The organism is Enterobacter sp. UCD-UG_FMILLET (assembly GCF_000762975.1).
Classification (GTDB): Bacteria; Pseudomonadota; Gammaproteobacteria; order Enterobacterales; family Enterobacteriaceae; genus Enterobacter; species Enterobacter dykesii.
This window is the reverse complement of the sequence record NZ_JRJC01000047.1, coordinates 43064-68215: the sequence shown is the minus strand read 5'-3', so window position 1 is coordinate 68215 and position 25152 is coordinate 43064. Positions and strand designations below refer to the sequence as shown.

Below are 25152 nucleotides of genomic sequence, written 5' to 3'. Positions count from 1 at the left end.
GCTTTTTTTCATAAAAGGTTCTTTTAATGGCCAATAATACCACTGGGTTAACGCGTATCATCAAAGCCGCCGGCTATTCATGGAAAGGTTTCCGTGCCGCGTGGATCAACGAAGCTGCCTTTCGTCAGGAGGGCGTCGCCGCTATCATCGCGGTGATCGTCGCCTGTTTCCTTGATGTTGATGCTATTACCCGCGTACTTCTTATCGGCTCCGTACTTCTGGTGATGATAGTGGAAATTCTTAATAGCGCTATTGAGGCCGTTGTCGATCGCATTGGTTCAGATTTCCACGAGCTTTCTGGCCGCGCAAAAGACATGGGCTCTGCTGCCGTGTTGCTGGCGATTATCACTGCAGTTATCACCTGGGTCACGCTGCTTTGGTCACATTTCCGATGAGCCTCGAGGAATAATTAAGTCCCTGGTTTTTTGTGCAGTTTTTGGTTCCAAAATCGCCTTTGACTGTATATACTCACAGCATAACTGTATATACACCCAGGGGGCGGAATGAAAGCGTTAACGACCAGGCAGCAAGAGGTGTTTGATCTCATCCGGGATCATATCGGCCAGACGGGTATGCCACCCACGCGTGCGGAAATCGCGCAGCGTCTGGGTTTCCGTTCTCCAAATGCTGCCGAAGAACACCTGAAAGCGCTGGCGCGTAAAGGCGTGATTGAGATTGTTTCAGGCGCGTCACGCGGTATCCGCCTGCTGGTGGAAGAAGAGACGGGCATTCCGCTGATAGGCCGTGTTGCCGCCGGTGAGCCTTTACTGGCACAGCAGCATATTGAAGGCCACTACCAGGTCGATCCTGGCATGTTCAAACCGAGTGCTGATTTCCTGCTGCGCGTTAGCGGTATGTCGATGAAAGACATCGGTATTCTTGATGGCGATCTGCTTGCGGTGCACAAAACGCAGGATGTGCGTAACGGCCAGGTGGTTGTGGCGCGCATTGATGACGAAGTGACCGTCAAACGTCTGAAAAAACAGGGTAACAGCGTTCAGCTGCTGCCTGAAAACAACGAGTTCTCCCCGATTGTGGTCGATCTTCGCGAACACAACTTCTCTATTGAAGGACTGGCGGTTGGGGTCATTCGCAACGGTGAATGGCTATAATCTCTTCCTGACAGGCTATGGCGCCGCTGTAGCCTGCTTCATTCCACACTCCCGGTATTTTTCATGTCACTGCTGACGGCATCCGATAAGGCATTGTGGCGTCTTGCTCTGCCGATGATTTTCTCCAATATCACCGTGCCCTTGCTGGGTCTGGTCGATACTGCCGTTATTGGTCATCTTGATTCGCCTGTTTATCTTGGCGGCGTGGCGATTGGCGCGACGGCAACCAGTTTCCTGTTTATGCTGCTGCTCTTTTTGCGCATGAGCACCACTGGGCTCACGGCACAGGCTTATGGTGCAAAAGATCCGCTGCGCCTGGCGCGCGCGCTGGTCCAGCCGCTGATTCTTGCGCTTGGTGCGGGAGCATTAATCATTGTATTGCGTGCGCCCCTGATCGACCTTGCGCTCCATGTTGTCGGCGGCAGCGAGGCGGTACTGGCTCAGGCGCGCCGTTTCCTTGAAATCCGCTGGCTCAGCGCGCCCGCCTCGCTGGCAAACCTGGTTCTGCTGGGGTGGCTACTGGGCGTGCAGTACGCCCGTGCGCCAGTGATTTTGCTGGTGGTAGGCAACCTTCTCAACATTGTGCTGGATGTCTGGCTGGTAATGGGCCTGCATATGAACGTGCGGGGCGCGGCGCTGGCGACGGTAATTGCCGAATACGGGACCTTTATCATTGGCTTGTGGATGGTCTGGCGCGTGCTGGCGATGCGCGGGATCTCCCTGACGCTGCTCAAAACCGCATGGCGCGGCAATATCCGTAAGCTGCTGGCGCTCAATCGTGACATCATGCTGCGCTCGCTGCTGCTTCAGCTCTGCTTCGGCGCGCTGACGGTTTTCGGGGCCCGACTGGGGCCAGAAATCGTCGCGGTCAACGCGGTATTGATGACGCTGCTTACCTTTACCGCCTACGCGCTGGATGGCTTTGCCTATGCGGTAGAAGCGCATTCGGGCCAGGCGTACGGTGCGCGTGAAAGCGGGCAGCTGCGGGACGTCTGGCGGGCAGCCTGCCGCCAGTCAGGGCTGGTGGCGTTGGCGTTCGGCCTGGTTTACGCCTGCTTTGGTGAGCAGATTGTTGCATTGCTGACGTCTATCCCTGCGCTACGCGAACTGGCGAGTCACTATCTCATCTGGCAAGTCATCTTACCGGTAGTCGGCGTCTGGTGTTATCTGCTGGACGGCATGTTTATTGGGGCGACGCGCGGAGCCGAAATGCGTAACAGCATGGCTGTTGCGGCCGCAGGGTTCGGCCTGACGCTGCTGACGCTTCCCTGGCTGGGTAATCACGGTTTGTGGCTGGCCCTGGCCGTTTTCCTCTCGCTGCGTGGGTTATCGCTGGCTTTTATCTGGCGGCGCCACTGGCAGAACAATACCTGGCTCCCCTCGCGGCACGATATATCGTAACGGTTAAAGATTCCGAATATGAAATCAACTGCCGAGTCCTTTACTACAATAATTATCACGTCCAGCAGAAAAGAACGTAACGGACGTTACGACCCGACGCTTAACTAAGAGGACACGATGATGAATAAAGACGAAATCGGCGGCAACTGGAAGCAGTTCAAAGGTAAAGCGAAAGAACAGTGGGGTAAGCTGACTGATGACGATATGACCGTCATTGAAGGTAAACGCGATCAGCTTGTCGGTAAAATCCAGGAGCGTTACGGCTACGCGAAAGACCAGGCGGAAAAAGAAGTGGGCGACTGGGAAAAACGCAACGACTACCGCTGGTAATCGGGCTATACCCGCAAGTACAAGGAAGTACACCCTGAGGGCGGCCATGAGCCGCCTTTTCTTTTGCCGTTAACGCGGTTTTTTCTTCACAAGAATAGAGTGGTCGTGCTGACACGCGTCCTGATGACGACAGGCTTCCACTTCCACGCAGGCAGAACACAGCCCGTGCGCCTCAATCACGTTATGACGCAGGGCAAAACCCATTTTTGCTGCCAGCGTATGCATAATATCTTCCACGCCTTCCGCAGCCTCTTCTTTCACCACGCCGCAGCGGTCACAGATAAACATCGCCGATGTGTGGGTGGGCTGATCGAACAGATGGCACAACACGTAGCTGTTTGTGGACTCAACTTTATGCACGAATCCTTGTTCCAGCAGGAAATCCAGGGCGCGATACACGGTCGGTGGTTTCGCCTGCGGCTCGCTTTCGCGGAGCAGGTCGAGCAGATCGTAGGCGCTGATGGCACCCTGCTGCAGGCTCATCAGACGTAGGACTTCAAGGCGCTGCGGAGTCAGGCGCACATTGCGTTGCGCACACAGCTTTTCGGCCTGCGCTAACAGCTCTTTTGTGGACTTATCCATTTAGCACCCCGGATGTTATAGGACGGAAAACCCTCACTTTATCATGTTCTGGTAAAAACGCCGAGATCCGCCAGTCTGTGCTATACCTGACCCATTACAAACCGGGAAATAAACAATGAAAAAACCTGACTGTATTCGGCACTGGCGCGACGTAGAAGGCGCGGATGATTCGACCTATCCCGACAGCGACGAGCTGTTTTCTATCGGTGCCCCGCTGGCGCGCAAGCTTGGGCTCGGGCGCATTGGTATCCATCACGAGCGTTTACCGCCCGGGCGCAGGACGTCCTATCCGCATGCGGAAAGCGATGAAGAAGAGTTCGTTTATGTGCTCGAAGGTCATCCAGAAGCGTGGATCAATGGCTATTTATGGAAACTTGAACCGGGCGACAGCGTGGTGTTTCCTGCCGGAACCGGTATTTGCCACACCTTTATCAACAACACGGACGAAGAGGTGCGGTTACTGGTCGTTGGCGAGGCCAACAAGAAGCACAACCGCATCTACTATCCGCTCAACCCGGTGTATGCCGCTACCCGTGAGGATCGCTGGGTAGACCACCCGCCCCAGTTTTTTGGACCGCATGATGGAAAACCTGGGAAAAAATAATTTCCTCTTCTATAAATATTGAGGGCCGTCACAAAATATAACAGGCCGTAAGGGAGTTTTACTTAGGGATAGAAATAGCGGGTCTTTTACTACTTATTCACAGCAATAGTTCGTTCCTGTTTGGGTGATAACAGACAGGGGTTATTTCATAACAGACTATAACGGGCATACTGTGAAAAAATATTTTAAATTTTCGGTGGTGAGTATCGCTGTTTCCTTGTTTATGGCAAATCAGGCGGGAGCAGCCAATACCTGGACAGAATCACGGAGTGACGCAATGGGTGGCACTGGCGTTGCCTCCGGGAGCTATGGTAGCGGGGCGTTAATCAACCCCGCGTTGCTGGCAAAGGCAAAACCGGACGATGATGTGACGGTCATTTTGCCGGCCGTTGGCGTCCAGGTGACGGATGAGGACAATCTTCAGGATGAGATTGATACCATCAACGACAAAATCAATCATTATAAGGATGTGGTTGATAACCTTACGCCAATTCAGGTCATCACCAATCCGTTAGGTTCCATTAATCAATTCCAGGGCGCGGCCAAAGATCTGGCCGATGAGCTGGACTATCTCAAGGGTAAAACCGCACGCGCGACGGCAGGCGCTGGGCTTGCCGTGAGTATTCCTAACGATGTGCTTTCCGTGGCCTTTATGGCGAAAGGGTACGCCCATGGCCGGGTGAGTTCGTCTATCGATCAGCAAGATATTGATTATCTGCGCGGTATTCAACGAAGCAATGTGGTGGCTGCCGGTGTTGCCCTGGACGCTGCGCTGAACGGCACGGATCAGATCACTAAAAACCTCAACTCAACGGCGTCTGGCCGTGCGGCGATTGTGTCCGACTACGGCGTTGCCGTTGCCCGTCAGTTTGACCTCGGCGGCGTCCCGGTTTCCGTAGGGGTTACGCCAAAGCTGCAAAAAACCTGGGTCTATAACTACACCACGTCAATCTACGATTACGACAGTAACAAGTGGAACGACAGCCGCTACCGCACGGACGACACGGGCTTTAACGTCGATGCCGGTATTGCGGCTGATTTCGGCGAACACTGGACCGTTGGCGTGAGCGGCCAAAACCTGATGTCGCGCGACATCGATACCAAAGATATTCGTATCCGCAACGGCCGTACGGGGGAAGTGGTGAGCTATAAAGACACCTATCAGATCCGTCCGCTGGTAACAGCCGGTGCCGCCTGGCATAACGACCTGGTGACGCTGACCGCCGATGGCGATCTGACGGAAACCAAAGGCTTCAAGAGCGAAGATACGTCGCAGTACGTTGGTGTCGGTGCCGAGGTTACGCCGCTCAGCTGGCTGGCGGTGCGTGCGGGTTATCGCGCGGACGTGAAGGGTAACGACAGCAACGTCTTTACCGGTGGTGTCGGTTTCGCACCGTTCAGCACCGTTCATGTTGACCTGATGGGCCTGTACGGCGAGGACGAAACCTGGGGCGCCGGGGCTCAGCTGAGCATGACGTTCTAAAGTCCACCGGAGGCGCTGCGCCTCCGGCTTTTCTTTGTGCTATAGTAGCGCCCCTTTTCCACCAGATGCTTAAAACTTCGCCATGTCGTCAGAATTACAGACCGTTTTCCCTGCACATCGTTTCTCCATTGCGCCGATGCTCGACTGGACGGACAGACACTGCCGCTACTTCCTGCGTCAGCTCTCCCGCCATACGCTGCTGTACACCGAAATGGTGACCACGGGCGCAATCATTCACGGGAAGGGCGACTATCTGGCCTATAGCGAAGAAGAGCATCCGGTTGCCCTGCAGCTGGGCGGCAGCGATCCGGCCGCGCTGGCGCAGTGCGCGAAGCTGGCAGAAGAACGCGGCTACGACGAGATCAACCTTAACGTTGGCTGCCCGTCCGACCGCGTGCAAAACGGCATGTTCGGTGCCTGCCTGATGGGGAACGCACCGCTGGTGGCGGACTGTATCAAGGCGATGCGCGACGTGGTCTCCATTCCGGTGACGGTCAAAACCCGCATCGGCATTGACGACCAGGACAGCTACGAATTCCTGTGCGACTTTATCAGCACGGTATCCGGGAAAGGCGAATGCGAGATGTTTATCATCCACGCGCGAAAAGCCTGGCTCTCCGGCCTCAGCCCGAAAGAGAACCGTGAGATCCCGCCGCTGGACTATCCGCGCGTATATCAACTGAAGCGTGACTTCCCGCACCTGACGATGTCCATCAACGGTGGCATCAAGTCGCTGGAAGAGGCCAAAGCGCATCTGGAACATATGGATGGCGTGATGGTCGGGCGCGAGGCGTATCAGAACCCGGGCATTCTGGCGACGGTCGATCGCGAAATCTTTGGCATCGAAGGTGCGGACACCGATCCGGTTGCCGTCGTGCGTGCGATGTACCCTTACATTGAGCGCGAGTTGAGTAATGGCACGTATCTCGGCCATATCACCCGCCATATGCTTGGCCTGTTCCAGGGTATTCCGGGCGCGCGCCAGTGGCGCCGCTACCTGAGCGAGAATGCGCATAAAGCCGGAGCCGATATTGAGGTGCTGGAACATGCGCTGCGACTGGTGGCAGACAAGCGATAACTTTCGCTAAAAGTTCGTCAAATTCACCACGCCCTGCGAACGTTCGCGGGGCGTTTTGCTTTAATAACAACAGGTTAATGCTGGCATGATTCTTGTAATGCTTACTGCATTACTCGGGAACTCGTGGGAGAGCACCATGCTGGAACTACTTTTTGTGATTGGCTTTTTTGTCATGCTGTTAGCGACAGGCGTTTCGCTGCTCGGCATTCTGGCGGCTATCGTGGTGGCGACGGTGGTCATGTTTATTGGCGGACTGTTTGCGCTGACGATCAAACTGCTGCCGTGGCTACTGCTGGCCATTGCGGTTGTGTGGGTGATTCGGGCGATTAAAGCGCCAAAAGTGCCCAGTTATCAGCGCAATAACCGCTTCCGTTACTAAGGTATTGAGGGGTTCGTCACATACTTGTAACTTTTCCGGCGGCATGGCTTAGAACAGAATAGGATTTAGTTATCGAATCTGTCACTATGACTGCCGTTAAAGAATTCATCGAGCTGTACCCTACATACAGCCGAACTAAAAAAAGAAAGGGCTTCCCACGGGAAGCCCAATTTCTTTTTGAGACTTAGGGAATCAACAAGCTCGACCCCTGCGTCGCCCGGCTCTCCAGCACCTCATGCGCGCGCTGCGCATCGGTCAGCGCGAATTTTTGCGCATCTGACACATCCACTTTGATGACCCCGCTGGCGATCAGCGAGAACAGCTCGTTGCTGGCTTCCTCAAGTTCTTCCCGGTTGGTGATGTATCCTTGCAGGGAAGGGCGAGTCACATACAGCGAACCTTTCTGATTCAGAATACCGAGGTTAACGCCGGTTACCGCGCCTGACGAATTGCCGAAGCTGACCATCAGACCACGGCGCTGCAGACAGTCCAGCGACGCTTCCCACGTGTCTTTCCCCACCGAGTCATACACCACGCGCACTTTTTTGCCGCTGGTGATCTCCTTCAGCCGCTCAACAATGTTCTCTTCACGATAGTTAATCACCTGCCAGGCGCCCGCCTGCAGCGCGCGCTGCGCTTTTTGTGCATTTCCGACGGTGCCGATCAGCTTCGCGCCCAGTGCCTTTGCCCACTGACAGGCGATGAGCCCGACGCCACCCGCTGCGGCATGGAACAGGAACTGCTCGTCGGGTTTAATTTCATAGGTTTTGCGCAGCAGGTAGTAAACCGTCAGGCCTTTCAGGAACGAGGCCGCCGCCTGCTCAAAAGAGATAGCGTTAGGCAGCAGGGCGGCTTTATCCGCCGGAACGTTGTGAACGGAGCTGTAAGCGCCCAGCGAAGACTGCGCGTACACTACGCGGTCGCCCTCTTTAATATGCTTAACCGCGCTGCCCACTTTGACGACGACACCGGCCGCCTCAGTGCCCAGGCCGCTCGGCATTGACGGCGGCGGGTAGAGACCGCCGCGAATATAGGTGTCGATGTAGTTTATGCCGATGGCTTTGTTTTCAACCTGCACTTCGTTTTCGCCAGGCGCGGTGGGGGTAAACTCCACCGCTTTGAGTACGTCCGGCCCACCGTGTTTCTGGAATTCAATGCGCGTTGCCATGCTCCCTCCGTAAGAAAAATATGGTAATCTTTCGACCCACTCTTTATCTCGGTAACTCCATTCACTATGGCAGGAAACAAACCCTTCAACAAACAGACTGAACCTCGCGAGCGTGATTTCCAGGTCGCAGGGTTAAAAGTCCCGCCGCACTCGATTGAAGCGGAACAGTCGGTGTTGGGCGGTTTAATGCTGGATAACGAACGCTGGGACGACGTCGCCGAGCGCGTCGTCGCGGAAGATTTCTACACCCGCCCACACCGCCACATCTTTACCGAAATGGCGCGTCTGCAGGAGTCGGGCAGCCCGATCGACCTGATCACGCTCGCGGAATCGCTGGAGCGTCTTGGTCAGCTCGACAGCTGCGGCGGGTTTGCCTATCTGGCGGAACTGTCCAAAAACACGCCTAGTGCGGCGAACATCAGCGCGTATGCCGATATCGTGCGCGAACGTGCAGTCGTCCGCGAGATGATCTCGGTGGCGAATGAGATCGCCGAGGCCGGTTTTGATCCGCAGGGGCGTACCAGCGAAGACCTGCTCGACCTTGCCGAGTCCCGCGTCTTTAAAATCGCCGAAAGCCGCGCCAATAAAGACGAAGGTCCAAAAAACATCGCCGATGTGCTCGATGCCACCGTGGCCCGTATCGAACAGCTGTTCCAGCAGCCGCACGATGGCGTCACCGGCGTGAACACCGGCTATGACGATTTGAACAAGAAAACCGCCGGTCTGCAGCCGTCGGATTTGATTATCGTCGCCGCGCGTCCATCTATGGGTAAAACTACTTTTGCGATGAACCTCGTCGAAAACGCGGCGATGTTGCAGGATAAGCCGGTGCTGATCTTCAGTCTTGAGATGCCCTCCGAGCAGATTATGATGCGTTCTCTGGCGTCGCTGTCGCGCGTGGATCAGACCCGCATTCGTACCGGCCAGCTCGATGATGAAGACTGGGCGCGCATCTCCGGCACTATGGGCATTCTGCTGGAAAAACGTAACATCTATATCGATGACTCCTCCGGCCTGACGCCGACGGAAGTGCGTTCCCGCGCGCGCCGCATTGCCCGTGAACACGGCGGCATCGGTCTTATCATGATCGACTACCTTCAGCTGATGCGCGTTCCGTCGCTTTCCGACAACCGTACGCTGGAAATCGCGGAGATTTCCCGCTCGCTCAAGGCGTTAGCCAAAGAGCTGCACGTACCGGTAGTCGCGCTGTCGCAGCTGAACCGCTCCCTGGAACAACGCGCCGACAAGCGCCCGGTCAACTCTGACCTGCGTGAGTCCGGCTCCATCGAGCAGGATGCCGACTTAATCATGTTCATCTACCGTGATGAGGTTTATCACGAGAACAGCGACCTGAAAGGGATCGCCGAAATTATTATTGGTAAACAACGTAACGGCCCAATCGGGACGGTGCGTCTGACCTTTAACGGACAGTGGTCGCGTTTCGACAACTATGCCGGTCCTCAATATGATGATGAGTAATTTCTAAGGAATTCAAATGCAAGCGGCAACTGTTGTTATTAACCGCCGCGCTCTGCGACACAACCTGCAACGTCTGCGTGAACTGGCGCCTGCCAGCAAGCTCGTTGCAGTCGTGAAAGCGAACGCTTACGGACACGGTCTTCTTGAGACCGCGCGAACGCTCCCCGATGCCGACGCCTTTGGCGTCGCCCGTCTTGAAGAAGCCCTCCGCCTGCGCGCGGGCGGCATTACCCAACCCATTCTGCTCCTCGAAGGCTTTTTCGAAGCCAGCGATCTGCCGACCATTGCTGACCAGCATCTGCATACCGCGGTACATAACGAAGAACAGCTAGCCGCACTCGAAACCGCCGAACTGAGCGAGCCGGTGACCGTCTGGATGAAGCTCGACACGGGCATGCACCGTCTGGGCGTGCGTCCGGAAAGCGCGGAAGCGTTTTATCAGCGTTTATGCCGGTGCAAAAACGTGCGCCAGCCGGTGAATATTGTCAGCCACTTCGCCCGCGCCGATGAGCCCGAGTGCGGTGCGACCGAGCGCCAGCTGGATATCTTTAACACCTTCTGCGAAGGCAAGCCGGGGATGCGCTCGATTGCGGCATCCGGCGGGATTCTGCTGTGGCCGCAGTCGCATTTCGACTGGGCGCGACCGGGCATCATTCTCTACGGCGTGTCGCCGCTGGAGAATAAGCCCTGGGGGCCGGACTTTGGCTTCCAGCCGGTCATGTCGCTGGTCTCTAACCTGATTGCCGTGCGTGACCATAAAGCGGGCGAGCCGGTGGGCTACGGCGGTACCTGGACCAGCGAGCGTGACACCCGTCTCGGCGTAGTGGCGATGGGCTATGGTGACGGCTATCCGCGCGCCGCGCCGTCGGGCACGCCGGTGCTGGTCAACGGTCGCGAGGTGAAGATTGTTGGCCGCGTGGCAATGGACATGATTTGTGTCGATCTGGGGCCTGAAGCCCAGGATAAGCCCGGTGACGATGTGGTGATGTGGGGCGAGGGGCTGCCCGTCGAACGTATTGCTGAAATTACGAAAGTGAGTGCTTACGAACTTATCACGCGCCTGACGTCAAGGGTGGCGATGAAGTACATCGACTAACATTTTATTCCAGGGAAGGATAATGTCCCCTTCAGAAATCGCTGCTTGTCTGGCCTATGCGCTCTCCGTCTGGCTGGCCGCCAGAAATAACATCCATACGTGGTGGATTGGCATCATAGGCAGCGGGCTTTATGCCTGGGTCTTTTATTCTGTGCAGCTTTATGCTGACGTTACGCTTCAATTCTTCTTCATTATCACGAGCATAACCGGTTGGATGCACTGGCTGAAAGGCAATAGCGGGGACGTATTGCCTGTCCGTCGTACCAGACCGGGGCATTTTTTTATTCTCCTGGCCTGTGCCATGAGCGTGGCGGCGGTGTACGGACTGATATTGCATCTCTACACCAATGCCTGGGCACCCTGGCTGGACTCCATCATTTTGACATTCAGCGTTCTTGCTCAGTTTATGCTGATGGGGCGACGTCTGGAAAACTGGTACGTCTGGATTGCCGTTAACACGCTGGCGGTACCACTGTATGCGATGAGGGATCTGCATCTGACCGCCGGGTTATATCTGCTGTTTTGGTTTAATGCATGGCATGGACTGTATCAGTGGCGTAAGGAGATCCGCGCGCAATGAAGCTGTATGCCAACGGTCTGGTGGTAGGCAAATTCGCACCATTACATGAGGGCCATGAAGCGCTTATCAATACGGCACTTGAGCAGTGCGAGACAGTTTGTATCATCAGCTATTCGTCGCCGGAAATACGCGGTTACGAACCTGAAAAGCGGCTTAACTGGTTAACAACGCGCTTCCCGCAATGTCGCCACCTCGTGCTTTCGCCGCAAGTGTTGGCTTCATATGGCCTTGCGCCACCGCCAGCGAATGACGCTGATGACGATCTTCACCGGCATTATGTTGCAACGCTATGTGAGGACATTTTGCATTGTCAGCCAGAGGCGGTATTTACTGCCGAAGACTATGGAGACGGGTTTGCCACTATCCTGAGCCAGCGTTTCGGACGACCGGTTGCGCACGTGCGTCTCCAGCGTCAACAGGGACCAGAGGCTCCATCGGGAACGCTCATCCGTTCTGATGTTCATCGTTATCGCAAGATGATGTCCCCTGAGGTGTATCGCAGCTTTGTTTTCCGTATCTGCTTATTAGGTGGAGAATCGACGGGCAAAAGCACGCTTGCAAAGGCACTAGCGCAAACGCTAAACGTTCCGTACGTTGCAGAGTATGGTCGTGAACACTGGGAAGAGAAGAACGGCATCCTTGATCTGGAGGATTTGCTGCATATTGCCCGCGAGCAAGTGCGTCGGGAAGAATTAGCCTGCACGGCGCCTTATCTGGTCTGTGATACGTCACCTTTAACGACCCTGTTTTACGCACTCTATCAGTTTGGCAGCGCGCCGCGGGCGTTAAAGGAGTTAGCCGAACGCGACTATTCTCTGGTCGTACTCTGCGGGGATGAATTTCCCTTTGTGCAGGATGGTACCCGCCAGGATGAGGCGTTTCGTCATCGGCAGCAAGCGTGGTATGAAGCGGAGCTGTCGGCACGAAATATTCCTTTTCTGCGCGTGCAGGGCTCACTGCCTGAGCGAATCGATTGCATTTGCCGATATATCGAGTGTCTGGCCTGATATCGCTCTCGACCTTCACCTGCTTCCGGTTTATTGTTGAAATCCCTGCCTCATCGAATTCCGGAGAATCATCGCGTGTTTCAGAAAGTTGACGCCTATGCCGGCGACCCTATCCTCTCCTTAATGGAGCGTTTCAAAGAAGATCCTCGCAGCGACAAAGTGAATCTCAGCATCGGTCTGTACTACAACGAGGATGGCATCATTCCTCAATTAAAAGCCGTTGCCGAAGCCGAAACGCGTCTGAACGCTGTTCCACACGGTGCTTCTCTTTATCTGCCGATGGAAGGCTTAAACGCCTACCGCAACACCATCGCACCGTTGCTGTTTGGTGCCGATCACGCGGTGCTCGCGCAAAAACGTGTGGCGACCATCCAGACGCTGGGCGGCTCGGGTGCGCTGAAAGTGGGCGCAGACTTCCTGAAAAAATATTTCCCGGATTCAGGCGTGTGGGTCAGCGACCCGACGTGGGAAAACCACGTTGCGATCTTCGAGGGCGCAGGTTTCAACGTGGCGACCTATCCGTGGTTCGACAGCGAAACGAACGGCGTGCGCGTCGAAGCGCTGCTGGAAAAACTGAACACCCTGCCGGCGCGCAGCATTGTGCTGCTGCATCCGTGCTGCCATAACCCGACCGGTGCGGATCTCACCAACGCCCAGTGGGATGCGGTGATTGAGGTACTGAAGGCCCGCGACCTGATTCCGTTCCTCGACATCGCCTACCAGGGCTTTGGCGCGGGTATGGAAGAAGATGCTTACGCTATCCGCGCCGTGGCCAGCGCCGGGCTGCCAGCGCTGGTCAGCAACTCCTTCTCTAAAATCTTCTCCCTGTACGGTGAACGCGTTGGCGGTCTGTCCGTGGTCTGTGAAGACGCCGAAGCGGCGGGTCGCGTGCTCGGCCAGCTGAAAGCGACGGTGCGCCGCATTTACTCCAGCCCGCCAAACTTTGGTGCGCAGGTGGTGGCGACGGTTCTCGGTGACGAACAGCTGAAAGCGTCCTGGCTTGCCGAAGTGGAAGCGATGCGTAAGCGCATCCTGTCCATGCGTCAGGAGCTGGTTAACGTGCTGAAAGAGGCCGTGCCGGGACATAACTTCGACTATCTGCTCAAGCAGCGCGGGATGTTCAGCTATACCGGTCTGAGCGCGGCGCAGGTCGACCGTCTGCGCGAAGAGTTCGGCGTCTACCTGATCGCCAGCGGCCGTATGTGCGTGGCGGGCCTTAATGCCAGCAACGTTCATCGCGTGGCGCAGGCGTTTGCTGCTGTAATGTAAGCACTTACCAACCATCCCTCTCCCTGTGGGAGAGGGGCGGGGTGAGGGCATCAGGCCGTACAAAGACGTTGCCCGGCATTCTGTGATCATCTTCTTTTTATTCAGCTTCATAAGCAAAAACTCCTTCCCTTCACCTCCCGCTGGGGTTATGGTCGGGTAGTTTTTTGACCATCCGCTCAAATTAAAACGATAACAAACTGAATATTCAGGGGAAAATATGCGCAAGATCACACTGGCGCTCAGCGCCGCCTGCTTATTGTTCTCGCTTAACAGCGCCGTCGTCGCGCGAGCTTCTGCCCCGACGCCGCTTTACACCGGCACCACCGCCGCCATTCTTGCCGAGCAGGCACCCATTCACTGGGTTTCCGTGGCCCAAATCGAAAACAGCCTGATTGGCCGCGCGCCAATGGCCGTGGGCTTTGACATTGACGATACCGTGCTGTTCTCAAGCCCCGGCTTCTGGCGCGGGAAGAAAACGTATTCACCCGACAGCGAAGCGTATCTGAAGAACCCGGAATTCTGGGAAAAAATGAATAACGGCTGGGACGAATTCAGCATCCCGAAAGAGGTTGCCCGTGCGCTTATTGCTATGCACGTGAAGCGTGGTGACAGCATCTACTTTGTTACCGGCCGCAGTCAGACCAAAACCGAAACCGTCTCTAAAACGCTGCAGGATGATTTCCAGATCCCGGCGACCAGCATGAACCCGGTCATTTTTGCCGGTGACAAAGAAGGGCAAAACACCAAAACCCAATGGCTGGAAAAGAAAAATATCAAAGTATTCTACGGTGATTCAGATAACGACATCACCGCCGCGCATGACGTGGGGGCCAGAGGGATCAGGGTATTGCGTGCCTCTAACTCGACCTATCGACCGCTGCCGATGGCCGGAAAGTTTGGCGAAGAGGTGATCGTCAACTCGGAGTATTAAGTATCCGGCAGCGGGTTTGACTCTTTTTTAATCAAATCTCGCTGCTGCGGGTTTTACCTTTCGTCTTCTTGCTGCACACTTAGAAAGATTCATCTTTCATCACGGAGCAGCACATGTGGTACCAACAGACCCTGACCTTAAGCGCTAAACCACGCGGATTTCACCTGGTGACGGATGAAGTCATCGGGCAACTCCGCGATCTGTCGCGGGTGAAAACGGGTTTGCTGCATCTGCTGCTTCAGCACACGTCAGCCTCTCTCACGCTGAATGAAAATTGCGATCCCACCGTCCGATCCGACATGGAGCACCATTTTCTGAAGAGCGTCCCGGACAACGCGCCTTACGAGCATGACTATGAGGGGGCGGACGATATGCCTTCCCATATTAAATCCTCCCTGCTGGGCGTGTCGTTGATGCTGCCGGTTCACAACGGCCGGCTGCTGTTGGGAACGTGGCAGGGGATCTGGCTGGGAGAGCATCGCATTCACGGTGGTTCGCGTAAAATTATCGCCACGCTACAAGGGGAATAAAGATGACAATTTCGGAGATACTACAGTACTGCATGAGCAAGCCCGGCGCGGAGCAGAGCGTCCACAGCGACTGGAAAGCCACGCAGATTAAGGTGGGTGATGTGCTGTTTGCGATGGTGAAAGAGGTGGAAGGCCGTCCGGCGGCGTCGCTGAAAACCAGCCCTGAACTGGCGGATTTGCTACGTCAACAGCATGATGACGTGAGGCCGAGCAAGCACCTCAATAAGGCGCACTGGAGCACCGTCTATCTGGATGGATCGATTCCTGGCTCGCAGATTTACTACCTGGTGGACGCGTCCTATCAGCAGGCGGTTGAGCTGCTGCCGGAAACCACCCGACAGCAACTCTCCGTGTGACAATTACAGCAACGGTTTAAGGAAGCGCGCGGTGTGCGAGGCTTCGCACTCTGCAACGGTCTCTGGCGTACCGGAGACGAGAATTTCACCGCCGCCGCTGCCGCCTTCCGGGCCGAGATCGACAATCCAGTCCGCGGTTTTAATGACGTCCAGGTTATGTTCGATGACCACGATAGTGTTGCCCTGGTCGCGCAGCTGATGCAGAACCTCGAGCAGCTGCTGGATATCGGCAAAGTGCAGGCCGGTGGTTGGCTCATCCAGGATGTACAGCGTCTGACCGGTGCCGCGTTTTGACAGTTCACGCGCCAGCTTCACACGCTGCGCTTCACCGCCGGACAGCGTGGTCGCCGACTGTCCCAGACGAATGTAGGTCAGGCCCACGTCCATCAGCGTCTGCAGCTTACGCGCCAGCGCAGGGACGGCATCAAAGAATTCGCGCGCCTCTTCGATGGTCATATCCAGCACTTCGTGGATGGTCTTGCCCTTGTACTTAATTTCCAGCGTTTCGCGGTTATAGCGCTTGCCTTTGCACTGGTCGCACGGCACGTAGATATCCGGCAGGAAGTGCATCTCAACCTTGATCACGCCGTCGCCCTGGCACGCTTCGCAGCGACCACCGCGAACGTTAAAGCTGAAACGTCCTGGCGTATAGCCGCGGGAGCGCGCTTCCGGCACGCCGGCGAACAGTTCACGTACGGGCGTAAAGACGCCGGTATAGGTTGCCGGGTTAGAGCGCGGGGTACGGCCAATCGGGCTCTGGTCGATGTCGATAACCTTATCGAAATGCTCCAGACCCTGGATGTCGCGGTACGGCGCAGGCTCGGCCAGCGTCGCGCCGTTCAGCGCCGTCTGCGCAATCGGGAACAGCGTATCGTTGATCAGCGTCGATTTACCGGAACCGGACACGCCGGTGATACAGGTAAACAGGCCAACCGGCAGCGTCAGGGTGACGTCTTTCAGGTTGTTGCCGCGCGCGCCGGTCAGCTTCAGCACTTTTTCCGGGTTCGCCGCCACGCGCTGTTTTGGTACCTCAATCTTACGCTTGCCGCTCATGAACTGACCGGTCAGCGATTCGGGTACCGCCATGATGTCCTTCAGCGTCCCTTCAGCAACCACCTGCCCGCCGTGTACGCCAGCGCCAGGACCAATGTCGATCACGTGGTCAGCGGCGCGAATGGCGTCTTCGTCGTGCTCGACCACAATCACCGTGTTGCCGAGATTGCGCAGGTGGATCAGGGTGCCGAGCAGACGTTCGTTATCGCGCTGGTGCAGGCCGATGGACGGCTCGTCCAGCACGTACATCACGCCCACCAGGCCCGCGCCAATCTGGCTCGCCAGACGAATACGCTGGGCTTCACCGCCGGAGAGCGTTTCTGCCGAGCGGGAAAGCGTCAGGTAGTTCAGGCCGACGTTCACGAGGAATTTCAGGCGATCGCCAATCTCTTTCAGCACTTTTTCGGCGATTTTCGCGCGCTGGCCGGAGAGCTTCAGGTTGTTGAAGAAGTCCATCGCGTGGCCGATGCTCATGTCTGAGATGGTCGGCAGCGCGGTGTTTTCCACAAACACGTGGCGCGCTTCGCGACGCAGACGCGTGCCCTCACAGGTGGCGCAGGAGCGGTTGCTGATGAACTTCGCCAGCTCCTCGCGCACCGCGCTGGATTCGGTCTCTTTGTAGCGGCGCTCCATGTTGTGCAGCACCCCTTCGAACGGGTGGCGACGCACGGAGGTATCGCCGCGATCGTTCATATACTTGAACTCGATGTTCTCTTTGCCGGAACCGAACAGGATCACTTTGTGCACGTTCGGGGTCAGGCTCGCCCACGGCGCTTCGACGTCGAACTTGTAGTGCTCCGCCAGCGATTTCAGCATCTGGAAGTAATAGAAGTTACGCTTGTCCCAGCCGCGAATGGCGCCGCCCGCCAGGGACAGCTCCGGATTCTGGATCACGCGGTCCGGGTCGAAATACTGCTGCACGCCCAGGCCGTCACACGTCGGGCACGCGCCCGCCGGGTTGTTGAATGAGAACAGGCGCGGCTCAAGCTCGCGCATGCTGTAGCCGCAAATCGGGCAGGCGAAGTTGGCGGAGAAGAGCAGCTCTTCCGCTTTCGGGTCGTCCATGTCGGAGACCACGGCCGTGCCGCCGGAGAGTTCCAGCGCCGTTTCAAACGATTCTGCGAGACGCGTGGCGAGATCGTCACGCACCTTGAAGCGGTCAATCACCACCTCGATGGTGTGCTTCTTCTGCAGTTCCAGCTTGGGCGGGTCGGACAGGTCACACACCTCGCCGTCGATACGGGCGCGGATATAGCCCTGGCTTGCCAGGTTTTCCAGCGTTTTGGTGTGTTCGCCCTTACGCTCTTTAATGATTGGCGCCAGCAGCATCAGGCGTTTGCCTTCCGGCTGCGACAGCACGTTATCCACCATCTGGCTCACGGTCTGTGCCGCCAGCGGGACGTCGTGGTCCGGGCAGCGCGGCTCGCCCACGCGGGCATACAGCAGACGCAGGTAGTCATGAATTTCGGTAATGGTACCGACCGTTGAACGCGGGTTATGCGAGGTGGACTTCTGCTCAATAGAGATAGCAGGGGACAACCCTTCAATGTGGTCGACATCCGGTTTTTCCATCAGCGACAGGAACTGACGCGCGTACGCAGAGAGCGATTCAACGTAACGACGCTGTCCTTCGGCATACAGAGTGTCGAAAGCCAGTGAGGATTTGCCAGACCCCGAAAGCCCGGTCACGACAATGAGTTTGTCGCGAGGGATTATGAGGTTGATATTCTTGAGATTGTGGGTGCGGGCGCCCCGAACTTCGATCTTATCCATTCACCTTTCCCGGTTGGAACACGGATTGCCTGGTTTGTTTGAAGGACAAACGGCTGTCAGAAACGGCTAATTATGACACAATTTGACCTGTTTGAATATACAGTATTGGAATGCATTTTCTGATTGGTTGTGTAACAATGTGGAGTTGCGAGAGAACTCTGGAACGTGCTACGCAACTATCAAAGTGCAGCATGGAAATGGTACACTCGCGCGTTTACACTATTAAGAAACGTATTCAGGAGACACGAACATGGCCAGCAGAGGCGTAAACAAGGTGATTCTCGTCGGTAATCTGGGCCAGGACCCGGAAGTACGCTACATGCCGAGTGGTGGCGCAGTTGCCAACATTACGCTGGCTACTTCCGAATCCTGGCGTGATAAAGCGACCGGTGAGATGAAAGAGCAGACCGAATGGCACCGTGTAGTGCTGTTTGGCAAACTGGCAGAAGTGGCCGGTGAGTATCTGCGTAAAGGTTCTCAGGTCTATATCGAAGGCCAGCTGCGTACCCGCAAATGGACCGATCAGTCCGGCGCTGAGAAGTACACCACGGAAGTCGTGGTCAACGTGGGCGGCACCATGCAGATGCTGGGTGGCCGTCAGGGCGGTGGCGCACCGGCAGGTGGCGGTCAGAGCCAACAGCAGGGCGGTTGGGGTCAACCTCAGCAGCCGCAGGGCGGCAACCAGTTCAGCGGCGGCGCGCAGTCTCGTCCGCAGCAGCAGTCTGCTCCGGCGCAGTCAAACGAACCGCCAATGGATTTCGACGACGACATTCCGTTCTGATTTCCGCGCGCTGAAAACAAAAAACCCAGACTAGCGTCTGGGTTTTTTTATTCCGGAAGGGATCAGGTAATCACCATCGGCCAGTCTGGCGGCGTGTGGCTCATCGCCTCAACCATCACCACTTTAATATTTTCCCAGACGGCGGCGATATCCAGCAGGGTGATGCCAAGCAGGCCCGTTGCAAACCAGCAGGCTGCGCCCAGCCCCAGCAGGGTGCTGATGACAGCAAGACCCGCATAGTCAGATTTACGAAACTGAATGTTCAGCGTGCTGGCTAAAAACATCAGTATCGCACTCAACAAAGGCCAGCGCAGGAGAACCATGCTGGTGGTAATGGTTGCCATAAAACCCATCCTCTATAAAACAGACGAACTGAATGAAACGGTGTTTCTCGTTACAAAATATGTGTGAAATATATCACATTTGTTGATTTATTCGCCAGTATCTGTGCGATCAAAAAAGAGGATTTTATTCCTCAGGAAAGGCGGTTGAGCAGGCAGACCCGGACTCGGCGCATGAGGAGGCAGACCCACTGCGTGCCGGAAACGCCCTTCGGGCAAGTGGGAGTAACTCAAATTCGGTTTTTATAAGTGGGGCCGTTATTCTCTGCTAATCCTGAAAATAGTGTGGCGAAGACTGATTATTTATAAATCAACGAACACAATATCCCAGAGCAAATAGCATAAAACGTCATGGTGAAGTTGTACTTTTTTCATGCTGTCAGACATTTGGCTTAATCAACGATCGTCTGTTGTGTTGTCTTCCCGCCTGCCCCGGCGGGCTGGATAATTATTTTCCTTAATTGAAACGGAACGAATACTTACAGTTTAACTTACGGGAAAATATTATCGTCATAACGAAATTTAAGATTTTTAATACTAAAAGTCAGTTGCTAACTTCGCATGATTCATGCAACGTAATCACCTGTTTAACAAAGCATCCGGCCTTCATTACTACAGGCGTACAACATGCAGGGATATAGGGCGGGAAATGAATCGTAGCGCGCGGCGCAAAATGCTCAGGGTGGTAGGGATCATCATGGTAGTTATGCTGCCGGTGATGCTTGCGCTATGGTTTGCCCAGCTACGAGCCGTGTCTGAAACAAGCGCCCAGCTACGCACATTTGCTGAACTGGCTTTAGACAAAACAGAGCTGGTTATTCAACAGGTTGAGCTGGCCAGGGACGAGGCTGTAAAATATCAGGGCGAGCTTTGCACGCCGGGACACCGTCAATATATGCTGAACGTTGTTCGTGGCCGCCTGTTTGTCGCCGATTTAATTTACGCTGAAGGTCAGAATTTTCTTTGTTCGACCGTTTTTACACCGGATCATCCCTACGCCATTCCTGTCGCTAATTACACGCGTAAACCAGACGTCGCTATCTATTATTATCGCGATACCCCATTTTATACTGGCTATAAAATGACATATATGCAGCGCGGAAATTATGTGGTGGTCGTCAACCCGCTTTCATACAGCGAAGTCATGTCCGCGGATCATTCTCTCTCCTGGGGTGTGTACGACACGGTAACCAATGCTTTCTTTTCGGTCAGTCAGAAAGCCAATGTTTCTTTATTAAATTCGATGATTCGGGATAAGGAATCGGTATTTCAAAAAGATAACCGCTTTTATACGATCGTAACATCCCCCAAAAGACCAATTGCGGCCATTGTGTCGACATCGAATAAACGCTTTTATGAAACGCTTTATCACCAGGCGACGTTGACGCTACCGCTGGGCATGATCTGCAGCATTATTATTTTGCTGGTATGGTCCCGTACCCATCGTGAGCTCAATTCGCCGGGGCGCTTACTGCACCGGGCGCTGAACAAACGACAGCTTTGCGTCCACTATCAGCCGATTATCGATATCAAGAACAACCGGTGTGTAGGCGCGGAGGCATTGTTACGCTGGCCTGGTTTTAACGGGCAGGTGATGAGCCCGGCTGAATTTATTCCGCTGGCGGAAAATGAAGGTATGAGCGAGCGGATTACGGACTATGTCGTAGAGGAGGTGTTCAACGATCTGGGCCATTTCCTGGCCGAGCATCCGCATCTCTATATTTCGATTAACCTGTCGGCCACGGATTTCCACTCCTCGCGGCTAATCGCCATGATTTCCGACAAGGCCCGCCACTATGCCGTCCGTGCGCAGCAAATCAAAATAGAAGTGACGGAGCGCGGTTTTATCGATGTGCCAAAAACCACGCCGGTGATTCAGGCTTTCCGTCAGGCGGGTTACGAAGTCGCGATCGATGATTTCGGTACCGGTTACTCGAACCTGCACAACCTCTACTCGCTGAACGTGGATATTCTGAAAATCGATAAATCGTTTATCGATACCTTAACGACCAACAGTACCAGCCACCTGATTGCCGAGCATATTATCGAGATGGCGCAGAGCCTGCGGCTGAAAACCATTGCGGAAGGGGTAGAAACGGCAGAGCAGGTGAGCTGGCTGTTGAAGCGCGGCGTCCAGTTTTGTCAGGGATGGCACTTCGCGAAAGCGATGCCGCCCCAGGAATTTATGACCTGGCAGCAGCAGCCTTTGCACTGAGAGTGATTAATTCAACTGGTGGCGATAGTCGCTCGGCGTGCGGTCAAACTCGCGGCGAAACACGCGGGAAAAGGTTTGTTGCGACACATAGCCCAGATCCATCGCGATATCAAAAATGGGTCGCTGCGTTGAGCGTAGCGCCTGCGCCGCCAGCAGCAGTCTGCGCTGGCGAATGTACTCACCCAGCGTCTGATGCATGACCGTGCGGAACATTCTCTGTAAATACCATTTCGAATAGCCCGACTTTTTAGCGACCACATCAATGTTCAACGGTTGGTCGATATGTTCATCAATCCATTCAATAAGCGTCTGAATAATCTGCTGATGCGACATAAGGTTGCCCCTCTGTAGATACAACTATCTCGGTTAATTCGTCGTTTTCTCTGCGGGGGAGTATAATTCCTCAAGTTAACTTGAGGTAAAGAGGTTTTATGGAAAAGAGATTGCCGCGAATTAAAGCGCTTTTAACTCCCGGTGAAGTGGCGAAGCGAAGCGGCGTTGCGGTATCGGCGCTCCACTTCTATGAAAGTAAAGGGTTAATCAAGAGCATCCGTAACGGGGGCAACCAGCGTCGCTATACCCGCGACGTGCTCCGCTACGTTGCGATTATCAAAATTGCGCAACGAATCGGAATTCCCCTGGCCACGATCGGCGAGGCGTTTGGCGTGCTGCCGGAAGGGCATACGCTTAGCCCGAAAGAGTGGAAAGAGCTGTCGTCCCAGTGGCGTGAAGAGCTGGACCGGCGTATACATACGCTGGTCGTCCTGCGTGACGAACTGGATGGTTGTATCGGCTGCGGCTGCCTGTCGCGTAGCGATTGTCCGTTGCGTAACCCCGGCGACAGGCTGGGCGAGCAGGGGACGGGGGCGCGGTTGCTGGAAGAGGATTAATAAAGAACTAAAGCGCCACATAAAGGCGCTTTAGTTTTTCCCGGTCTTTGTCTTTCTCTCTATCCCGCTGGTTCACGGGAGGGTTTCCCCCGACGTCAGCACCCCTCAGTGTCGAGCTGGTTGGGGAGGTTCCGGATTGTGCTGACACTTTAATTCTATGCAAGACCCGTTTTTTCGCCAGCCTCACCGACCGTTTTTTAGACGAATTTTTTTCGCGGTGTTGTTCAATTTTCTATAGTTAAAAAGTATGAATAACAGGAGAAAGCCATGCTCACGGTACACCACCTTAACCAGTCGCGCTCGCACCGCGCGATCTGGGCGCTGGAAGAACTCGGCCTGCCTTATGAGATCGTCCACTACCAGCGCGAAAAGAACATGCTGGCGCCGGAGGCTCTCAAAAAGGTGCATCCGTTGGGTAAATCACCGGTCATCGAAGATAACGGGCTGATCCTTGCGGAGTCGGGCGCCATCCTGGAATACCTGCAGGAAACGTACGATCCCGAGTCGCGCCTTAAGCCTTTAGATCCGGCGCATAAGGTGCAGTATCGCTTCTGGCTGCACTACGCCGAAGGATCGCTGATGCCGCTGCTGTTAATGAAGCTGGTCTTCAACAGCCTCGGCAAGCCGCCGGTGCCGTTTGGTATCAGAACCCTGGGCAAAGCGCTGGGGCAGGGGGTGCAGAAAGCGTATCTCAACCGTCAGCTGGAGACCCATGCGCGCTTTATTGAGTCACACCTTGCCGAAAACAGCTGGTTTGCCGGGGATTCGCTCAGCATGGCCGATATTCAGATGAGCTTCCCGGTCTTTGCCCTGCTGGCGCGCGGCGGTATCCCAAATCTGCCACATATTCAGGCATGGAAGACAAAAGTTGAGAACAGCCCTGGCTGGCAAAGAACCCTGGAACAAGGGGGACCGTTATCTATCCCCGGCGAGGACTGAAATGTAAACAGATTGCGCATAAACGATAACGTTTGCGCATCCTCTGTTTATTTCTTCAGCGTCATAAGTGAATTTTAGCGAAAAACGATAAAGTTCAGTTGAAAAGGGCGGGGATTACGCTAGATAATCGTTTGCCTTAATTTGACCACCCGTTTGTAAGCGCGGAGCTAAACGTTTGCTTTTTTTGTGACGCCCTTTCGTCACAAACGCAACACAAGGATTTGACGTTCAGCTGGCAGTGGCGTCTCCACCTCGCTTACGGACTTCCTAAAAAACTCTCAGGGGATGTTTTCTATGTCTACGCCATCTGCGCGTACTGGCGGTTCACTTGACGCCATGTTTAAAATTTCGGCCCGCGGCAGCACCGTGCGCCAGGAAATTGTTGCCGGGTTGACAACGTTTCTGGCGATGGTTTATTCCGTCATCGTTGTGCCGGGCATGCTGGGCAAAGCAGGCTTCCCGCCAGCGGCTGTCTTTGTGGCGACCTGCCTTGTGGCCGGCGTGGGCTCCATCGTGATGGGCCTGTGGGCGAACCTGCCGCTGGCGATTGGTTGCGCCATCTCCCTGACCGCGTTTACCGCGTTCAGCCTGGTGCTGGGTCAGCATATTAGCGTACCGGTTGCGCTGGGCGCCGTGTTCCTGATGGGTGTGCTGTTTACCGTGATTTCAGCGACCGGCATCCGTAGCTGGATCTTGCGCAACCTGCCGCAGGGCGTGGCGCACGGTACCGGCATCGGTATCGGCCTGTTCCTGTTGCTGATCGCCGCCAACGGCGTTGGTCTGGTCATCAAGAACCCGCTGGACGGCCTGCCGGTTGCGCTGGGCCACTTCGCCAGCTTCCCGGTGATCATGTCGCTGATCGGCCTGGCGGTGATTATCGGTCTGGAAAAACTGAAGGTGCCTGGCGGCATTCTGCTGACCATTATCGGCGTTTCTATTGTCGGCCTGATTTTCGATCCAACCGTACACTTCTCCGGTATCTTTGCCATGCCGTCGCTGAGCGATGACAAAGGCAACTCCCTGATTGGCAGCCTGGATATCGTTGGCGCGCTGAACCCGGTGATCCTGCCAAGCGTGCTGGCGCTGGTCATGACCGCCGTGTTTGATGCGACCGGTACCATTCGTGCGGTGGCCGGTCAGGCGAACCTGCTGGATAAAGATGGTCAGATTATTGACGGCGGCAAAGCGCTGACCACCGACTCCCTGAGCAGCGTCTTCTCTGGTCTGGTGGGCGCGGCGCCTGCGGCGGTGTACATCGAGTCCGCAGCGGGTACGGCGGCAGGCGGTAAAACCGGCCTGACGGCGATCACCGTCGGCGTGCTGTTCATGCTGATCCTGTTCCTCTCTCCGCTCTCCTATCTGGTTCCGGCGTATGCGACCGCGCCAGCGCTGATGTACGTTGGCCTGCTGATGCTGAGCAATGTAGCGAAAATCGACTTTGCGGATTTCGTGGACGCGATGTCTGGCCTGATTACCGCGGTCTTTATCGTCCTGACCTGTAACATCGTGACCGGCATTATGATCGGCTTCGCGTCGCTGGTGATTGGTCGTCTGGTTTCCGGTGAATGGCGCAAGCTGAACGTCGGCACCGTGATTATCGCCGTTGCGCTGGTAGCGTTCTACGCGGGCGGCTGGGCAATCTAAGTTGTCCATTGATGCGAAAACGGGTGGCTCAGGCCGCCCGTTTTTATTTTCAGAACTCATCCTGTTGCCTTTTGCGTTACTCTGGGGAAGATAGAATAAAAGGCACGACGCCTTCCGGAGTACATAAGCAA

At 55.4% G+C, this 25152-nt stretch carries 26 protein-coding genes; 21 read left to right on the top strand and 5 right to left on the bottom strand.

What is annotated here, in order from left to right:
- Positions 1–26 precede the first annotated feature (26 nt).
- The 4 genes from LA04_RS21485 (at position 27) to LA04_RS21470 (ending at position 2843) form a co-directional block, all read left to right on the top strand.
- The gene (locus LA04_RS21485; RefSeq protein WP_047653110.1) at positions 27–395 is read left to right on the top strand and encodes a diacylglycerol kinase; all 369 of its coding nucleotides are present in this window, start codon (positions 27–29) and stop codon (positions 393–395) included.
- 108 nt (positions 396–503) lie between these two features.
- Positions 504–1112, top strand: a complete 609-nt coding sequence (lexA, locus tag LA04_RS21480) for a transcriptional repressor LexA (protein WP_047653109.1) — start codon at positions 504–506, stop codon at positions 1110–1112.
- 63 nt (positions 1113–1175) lie between these two features.
- A complete protein-coding gene (gene dinF, locus LA04_RS21475; protein ID WP_047653108.1) occupies positions 1176–2513 on the top strand; it encodes an MATE family efflux transporter DinF in 1338 nt (445 codons plus the stop codon).
- A gap of 120 nt (positions 2514–2633) precedes the next feature.
- Positions 2634–2843, top strand: coding sequence for a CsbD family protein (locus tag LA04_RS21470; protein WP_014830284.1), 210 nt, complete (start codon positions 2634–2636; stop codon positions 2841–2843).
- Positions 2844–2912: 69 nt separating this feature from the next.
- Here the strand turns inward: LA04_RS21470 and zur are convergent, their stop codons facing one another.
- Positions 2913–3425, bottom strand: coding sequence for a zinc uptake transcriptional repressor Zur (zur, locus tag LA04_RS21465; RefSeq protein ID WP_008503369.1), 513 nt, complete (start codon positions 3423–3425; stop codon positions 2913–2915).
- Between the two features lie 115 nt (positions 3426–3540).
- On the opposite strand from zur, the gene LA04_RS21460 reads away from it, so the two are divergent.
- The 4 genes from LA04_RS21460 to pspG all read left to right on the top strand — a co-directional run bounded on the left by LA04_RS21460 (position 3541) and on the right by pspG (position 6969).
- On the top strand, positions 3541–4029 hold the full coding sequence (locus tag LA04_RS21460; RefSeq protein WP_047653107.1) for a cupin domain-containing protein: 489 nt from the start codon (positions 3541–3543) through the stop codon (positions 4027–4029).
- A 223-nt stretch (positions 4030–4252) separates the two neighbouring features.
- Entirely contained in the window at positions 4253–5512 is a 1260-nt protein-coding gene (locus tag LA04_RS21455; protein WP_126304323.1) for a conjugal transfer protein TraF, read from the top strand.
- Between the two features lie 82 nt (positions 5513–5594).
- Complete coding sequence (gene dusA, locus LA04_RS21450; protein WP_047653106.1) at positions 5595–6590, top strand: tRNA dihydrouridine(20/20a) synthase DusA; 996 nt, start codon at positions 5595–5597, stop codon at positions 6588–6590.
- Between the two features lie 136 nt (positions 6591–6726).
- Complete coding sequence (pspG, locus tag LA04_RS21445) at positions 6727–6969, top strand: envelope stress response protein PspG (protein WP_023310044.1); 243 nt, start codon at positions 6727–6729, stop codon at positions 6967–6969.
- Positions 6970–7153: 184 nt separating this feature from the next.
- Here pspG and LA04_RS21440 read toward each other — a convergent pair whose 3' ends face one another.
- Complete coding sequence (locus LA04_RS21440; RefSeq protein WP_047653105.1) at positions 7154–8137, bottom strand: quinone oxidoreductase; 984 nt, start codon at positions 8135–8137, stop codon at positions 7154–7156.
- A gap of 66 nt (positions 8138–8203) precedes the next feature.
- On the opposite strand from LA04_RS21440, the gene dnaB reads away from it, so the two are divergent.
- From dnaB to LA04_RS21400, 8 genes are all read left to right on the top strand, one after another.
- A complete protein-coding gene (gene dnaB / locus LA04_RS21435; protein WP_023310046.1) occupies positions 8204–9616 on the top strand; it encodes a replicative DNA helicase in 1413 nt (470 codons plus the stop codon).
- 16 nt (positions 9617–9632) lie between these two features.
- Positions 9633–10712: an alanine racemase gene (alr, locus tag LA04_RS21430; RefSeq protein ID WP_032662599.1), complete on the top strand. Its 1080-nt coding sequence runs from the start codon at positions 9633–9635 to the stop codon at positions 10710–10712.
- Positions 10713–10734: 22 nt separating this feature from the next.
- Entirely contained in the window at positions 10735–11292 is a 558-nt protein-coding gene (gene pnuC / locus LA04_RS21425; RefSeq protein WP_047653104.1) for a nicotinamide riboside transporter PnuC, read from the top strand.
- Positions 11289–12299, top strand: coding sequence for an AAA family ATPase (locus LA04_RS21420; protein ID WP_047653103.1), 1011 nt, complete (start codon positions 11289–11291; stop codon positions 12297–12299). The genes pnuC and LA04_RS21420 overlap by 4 nt, the downstream gene beginning before the upstream one ends.
- 75 nt (positions 12300–12374) lie before the next feature.
- Positions 12375–13568 (top strand): aromatic amino acid transaminase, encoded by a 1194-nt coding sequence (gene tyrB / locus LA04_RS21415; RefSeq protein ID WP_047653102.1) that lies wholly within the window; start codon positions 12375–12377, stop codon positions 13566–13568.
- Positions 13569–13785: 217 nt separating this feature from the next.
- Complete coding sequence (gene aphA / locus LA04_RS21410) at positions 13786–14499, top strand: acid phosphatase AphA (protein WP_032662578.1); 714 nt, start codon at positions 13786–13788, stop codon at positions 14497–14499.
- Between the two features lie 113 nt (positions 14500–14612).
- The gene (locus LA04_RS21405) at positions 14613–15029 is read left to right on the top strand and encodes a secondary thiamine-phosphate synthase enzyme YjbQ (protein WP_023310052.1); all 417 of its coding nucleotides are present in this window, start codon (positions 14613–14615) and stop codon (positions 15027–15029) included.
- A gap of 2 nt (positions 15030–15031) precedes the next feature.
- Positions 15032–15385, top strand: coding sequence for an MmcQ/YjbR family DNA-binding protein (locus LA04_RS21400; RefSeq protein ID WP_023310053.1), 354 nt, complete (start codon positions 15032–15034; stop codon positions 15383–15385).
- Positions 15386–15388: 3 nt separating this feature from the next.
- Here the strand turns inward: LA04_RS21400 and uvrA are convergent, their stop codons facing one another.
- Complete coding sequence (gene uvrA, locus LA04_RS21395; RefSeq protein ID WP_047653101.1) at positions 15389–18211, bottom strand: excinuclease ABC subunit UvrA; 2823 nt, start codon at positions 18209–18211, stop codon at positions 15389–15391.
- A 250-nt stretch (positions 18212–18461) separates the two neighbouring features.
- On the opposite strand from uvrA, the gene ssb1 reads away from it, so the two are divergent.
- The gene (gene ssb1, locus LA04_RS21390) at positions 18462–18992 is read left to right on the top strand and encodes a single-stranded DNA-binding protein SSB1 (protein WP_047653100.1); all 531 of its coding nucleotides are present in this window, start codon (positions 18462–18464) and stop codon (positions 18990–18992) included.
- 62 nt (positions 18993–19054) lie between these two features.
- Here ssb1 and LA04_RS21385 read toward each other — a convergent pair whose 3' ends face one another.
- A complete protein-coding gene (locus LA04_RS21385; protein WP_047653099.1) occupies positions 19055–19336 on the bottom strand; it encodes a YjcB family protein in 282 nt (93 codons plus the stop codon).
- A 646-nt stretch (positions 19337–19982) separates the two neighbouring features.
- Here LA04_RS21385 and LA04_RS21380 point away from each other — a divergent pair.
- Entirely contained in the window at positions 19983–21548 is a 1566-nt protein-coding gene (locus tag LA04_RS21380) for an EAL domain-containing protein (protein WP_047653098.1), read from the top strand.
- A 6-nt stretch (positions 21549–21554) separates the two neighbouring features.
- Here LA04_RS21380 and soxS read toward each other — a convergent pair whose 3' ends face one another.
- Positions 21555–21881, bottom strand: a complete 327-nt coding sequence (gene soxS / locus LA04_RS21375; RefSeq protein ID WP_013095071.1) for a superoxide response transcriptional regulator SoxS — start codon at positions 21879–21881, stop codon at positions 21555–21557.
- A 98-nt stretch (positions 21882–21979) separates the two neighbouring features.
- On the opposite strand from soxS, the gene soxR reads away from it, so the two are divergent.
- The 3 genes from soxR (at position 21980) to ghxP (ending at position 25021) form a co-directional block, all read left to right on the top strand.
- Positions 21980–22438, top strand: coding sequence for a redox-sensitive transcriptional activator SoxR (soxR, locus tag LA04_RS21370; protein ID WP_023310057.1), 459 nt, complete (start codon positions 21980–21982; stop codon positions 22436–22438).
- A 267-nt stretch (positions 22439–22705) separates the two neighbouring features.
- Positions 22706–23377 carry a glutathione S-transferase family protein gene (locus LA04_RS21365; protein WP_047653097.1) on the top strand — a complete coding sequence of 224 codons (672 nt, stop codon included), beginning with the start codon at positions 22706–22708 and terminating at the stop codon, positions 23375–23377.
- A 294-nt stretch (positions 23378–23671) separates the two neighbouring features.
- Positions 23672–25021, top strand: a complete 1350-nt coding sequence (ghxP, locus tag LA04_RS21360; RefSeq protein WP_023310059.1) for a guanine/hypoxanthine transporter GhxP — start codon at positions 23672–23674, stop codon at positions 25019–25021.
- Positions 25022–25152: the final 131 nt, after the last annotated feature.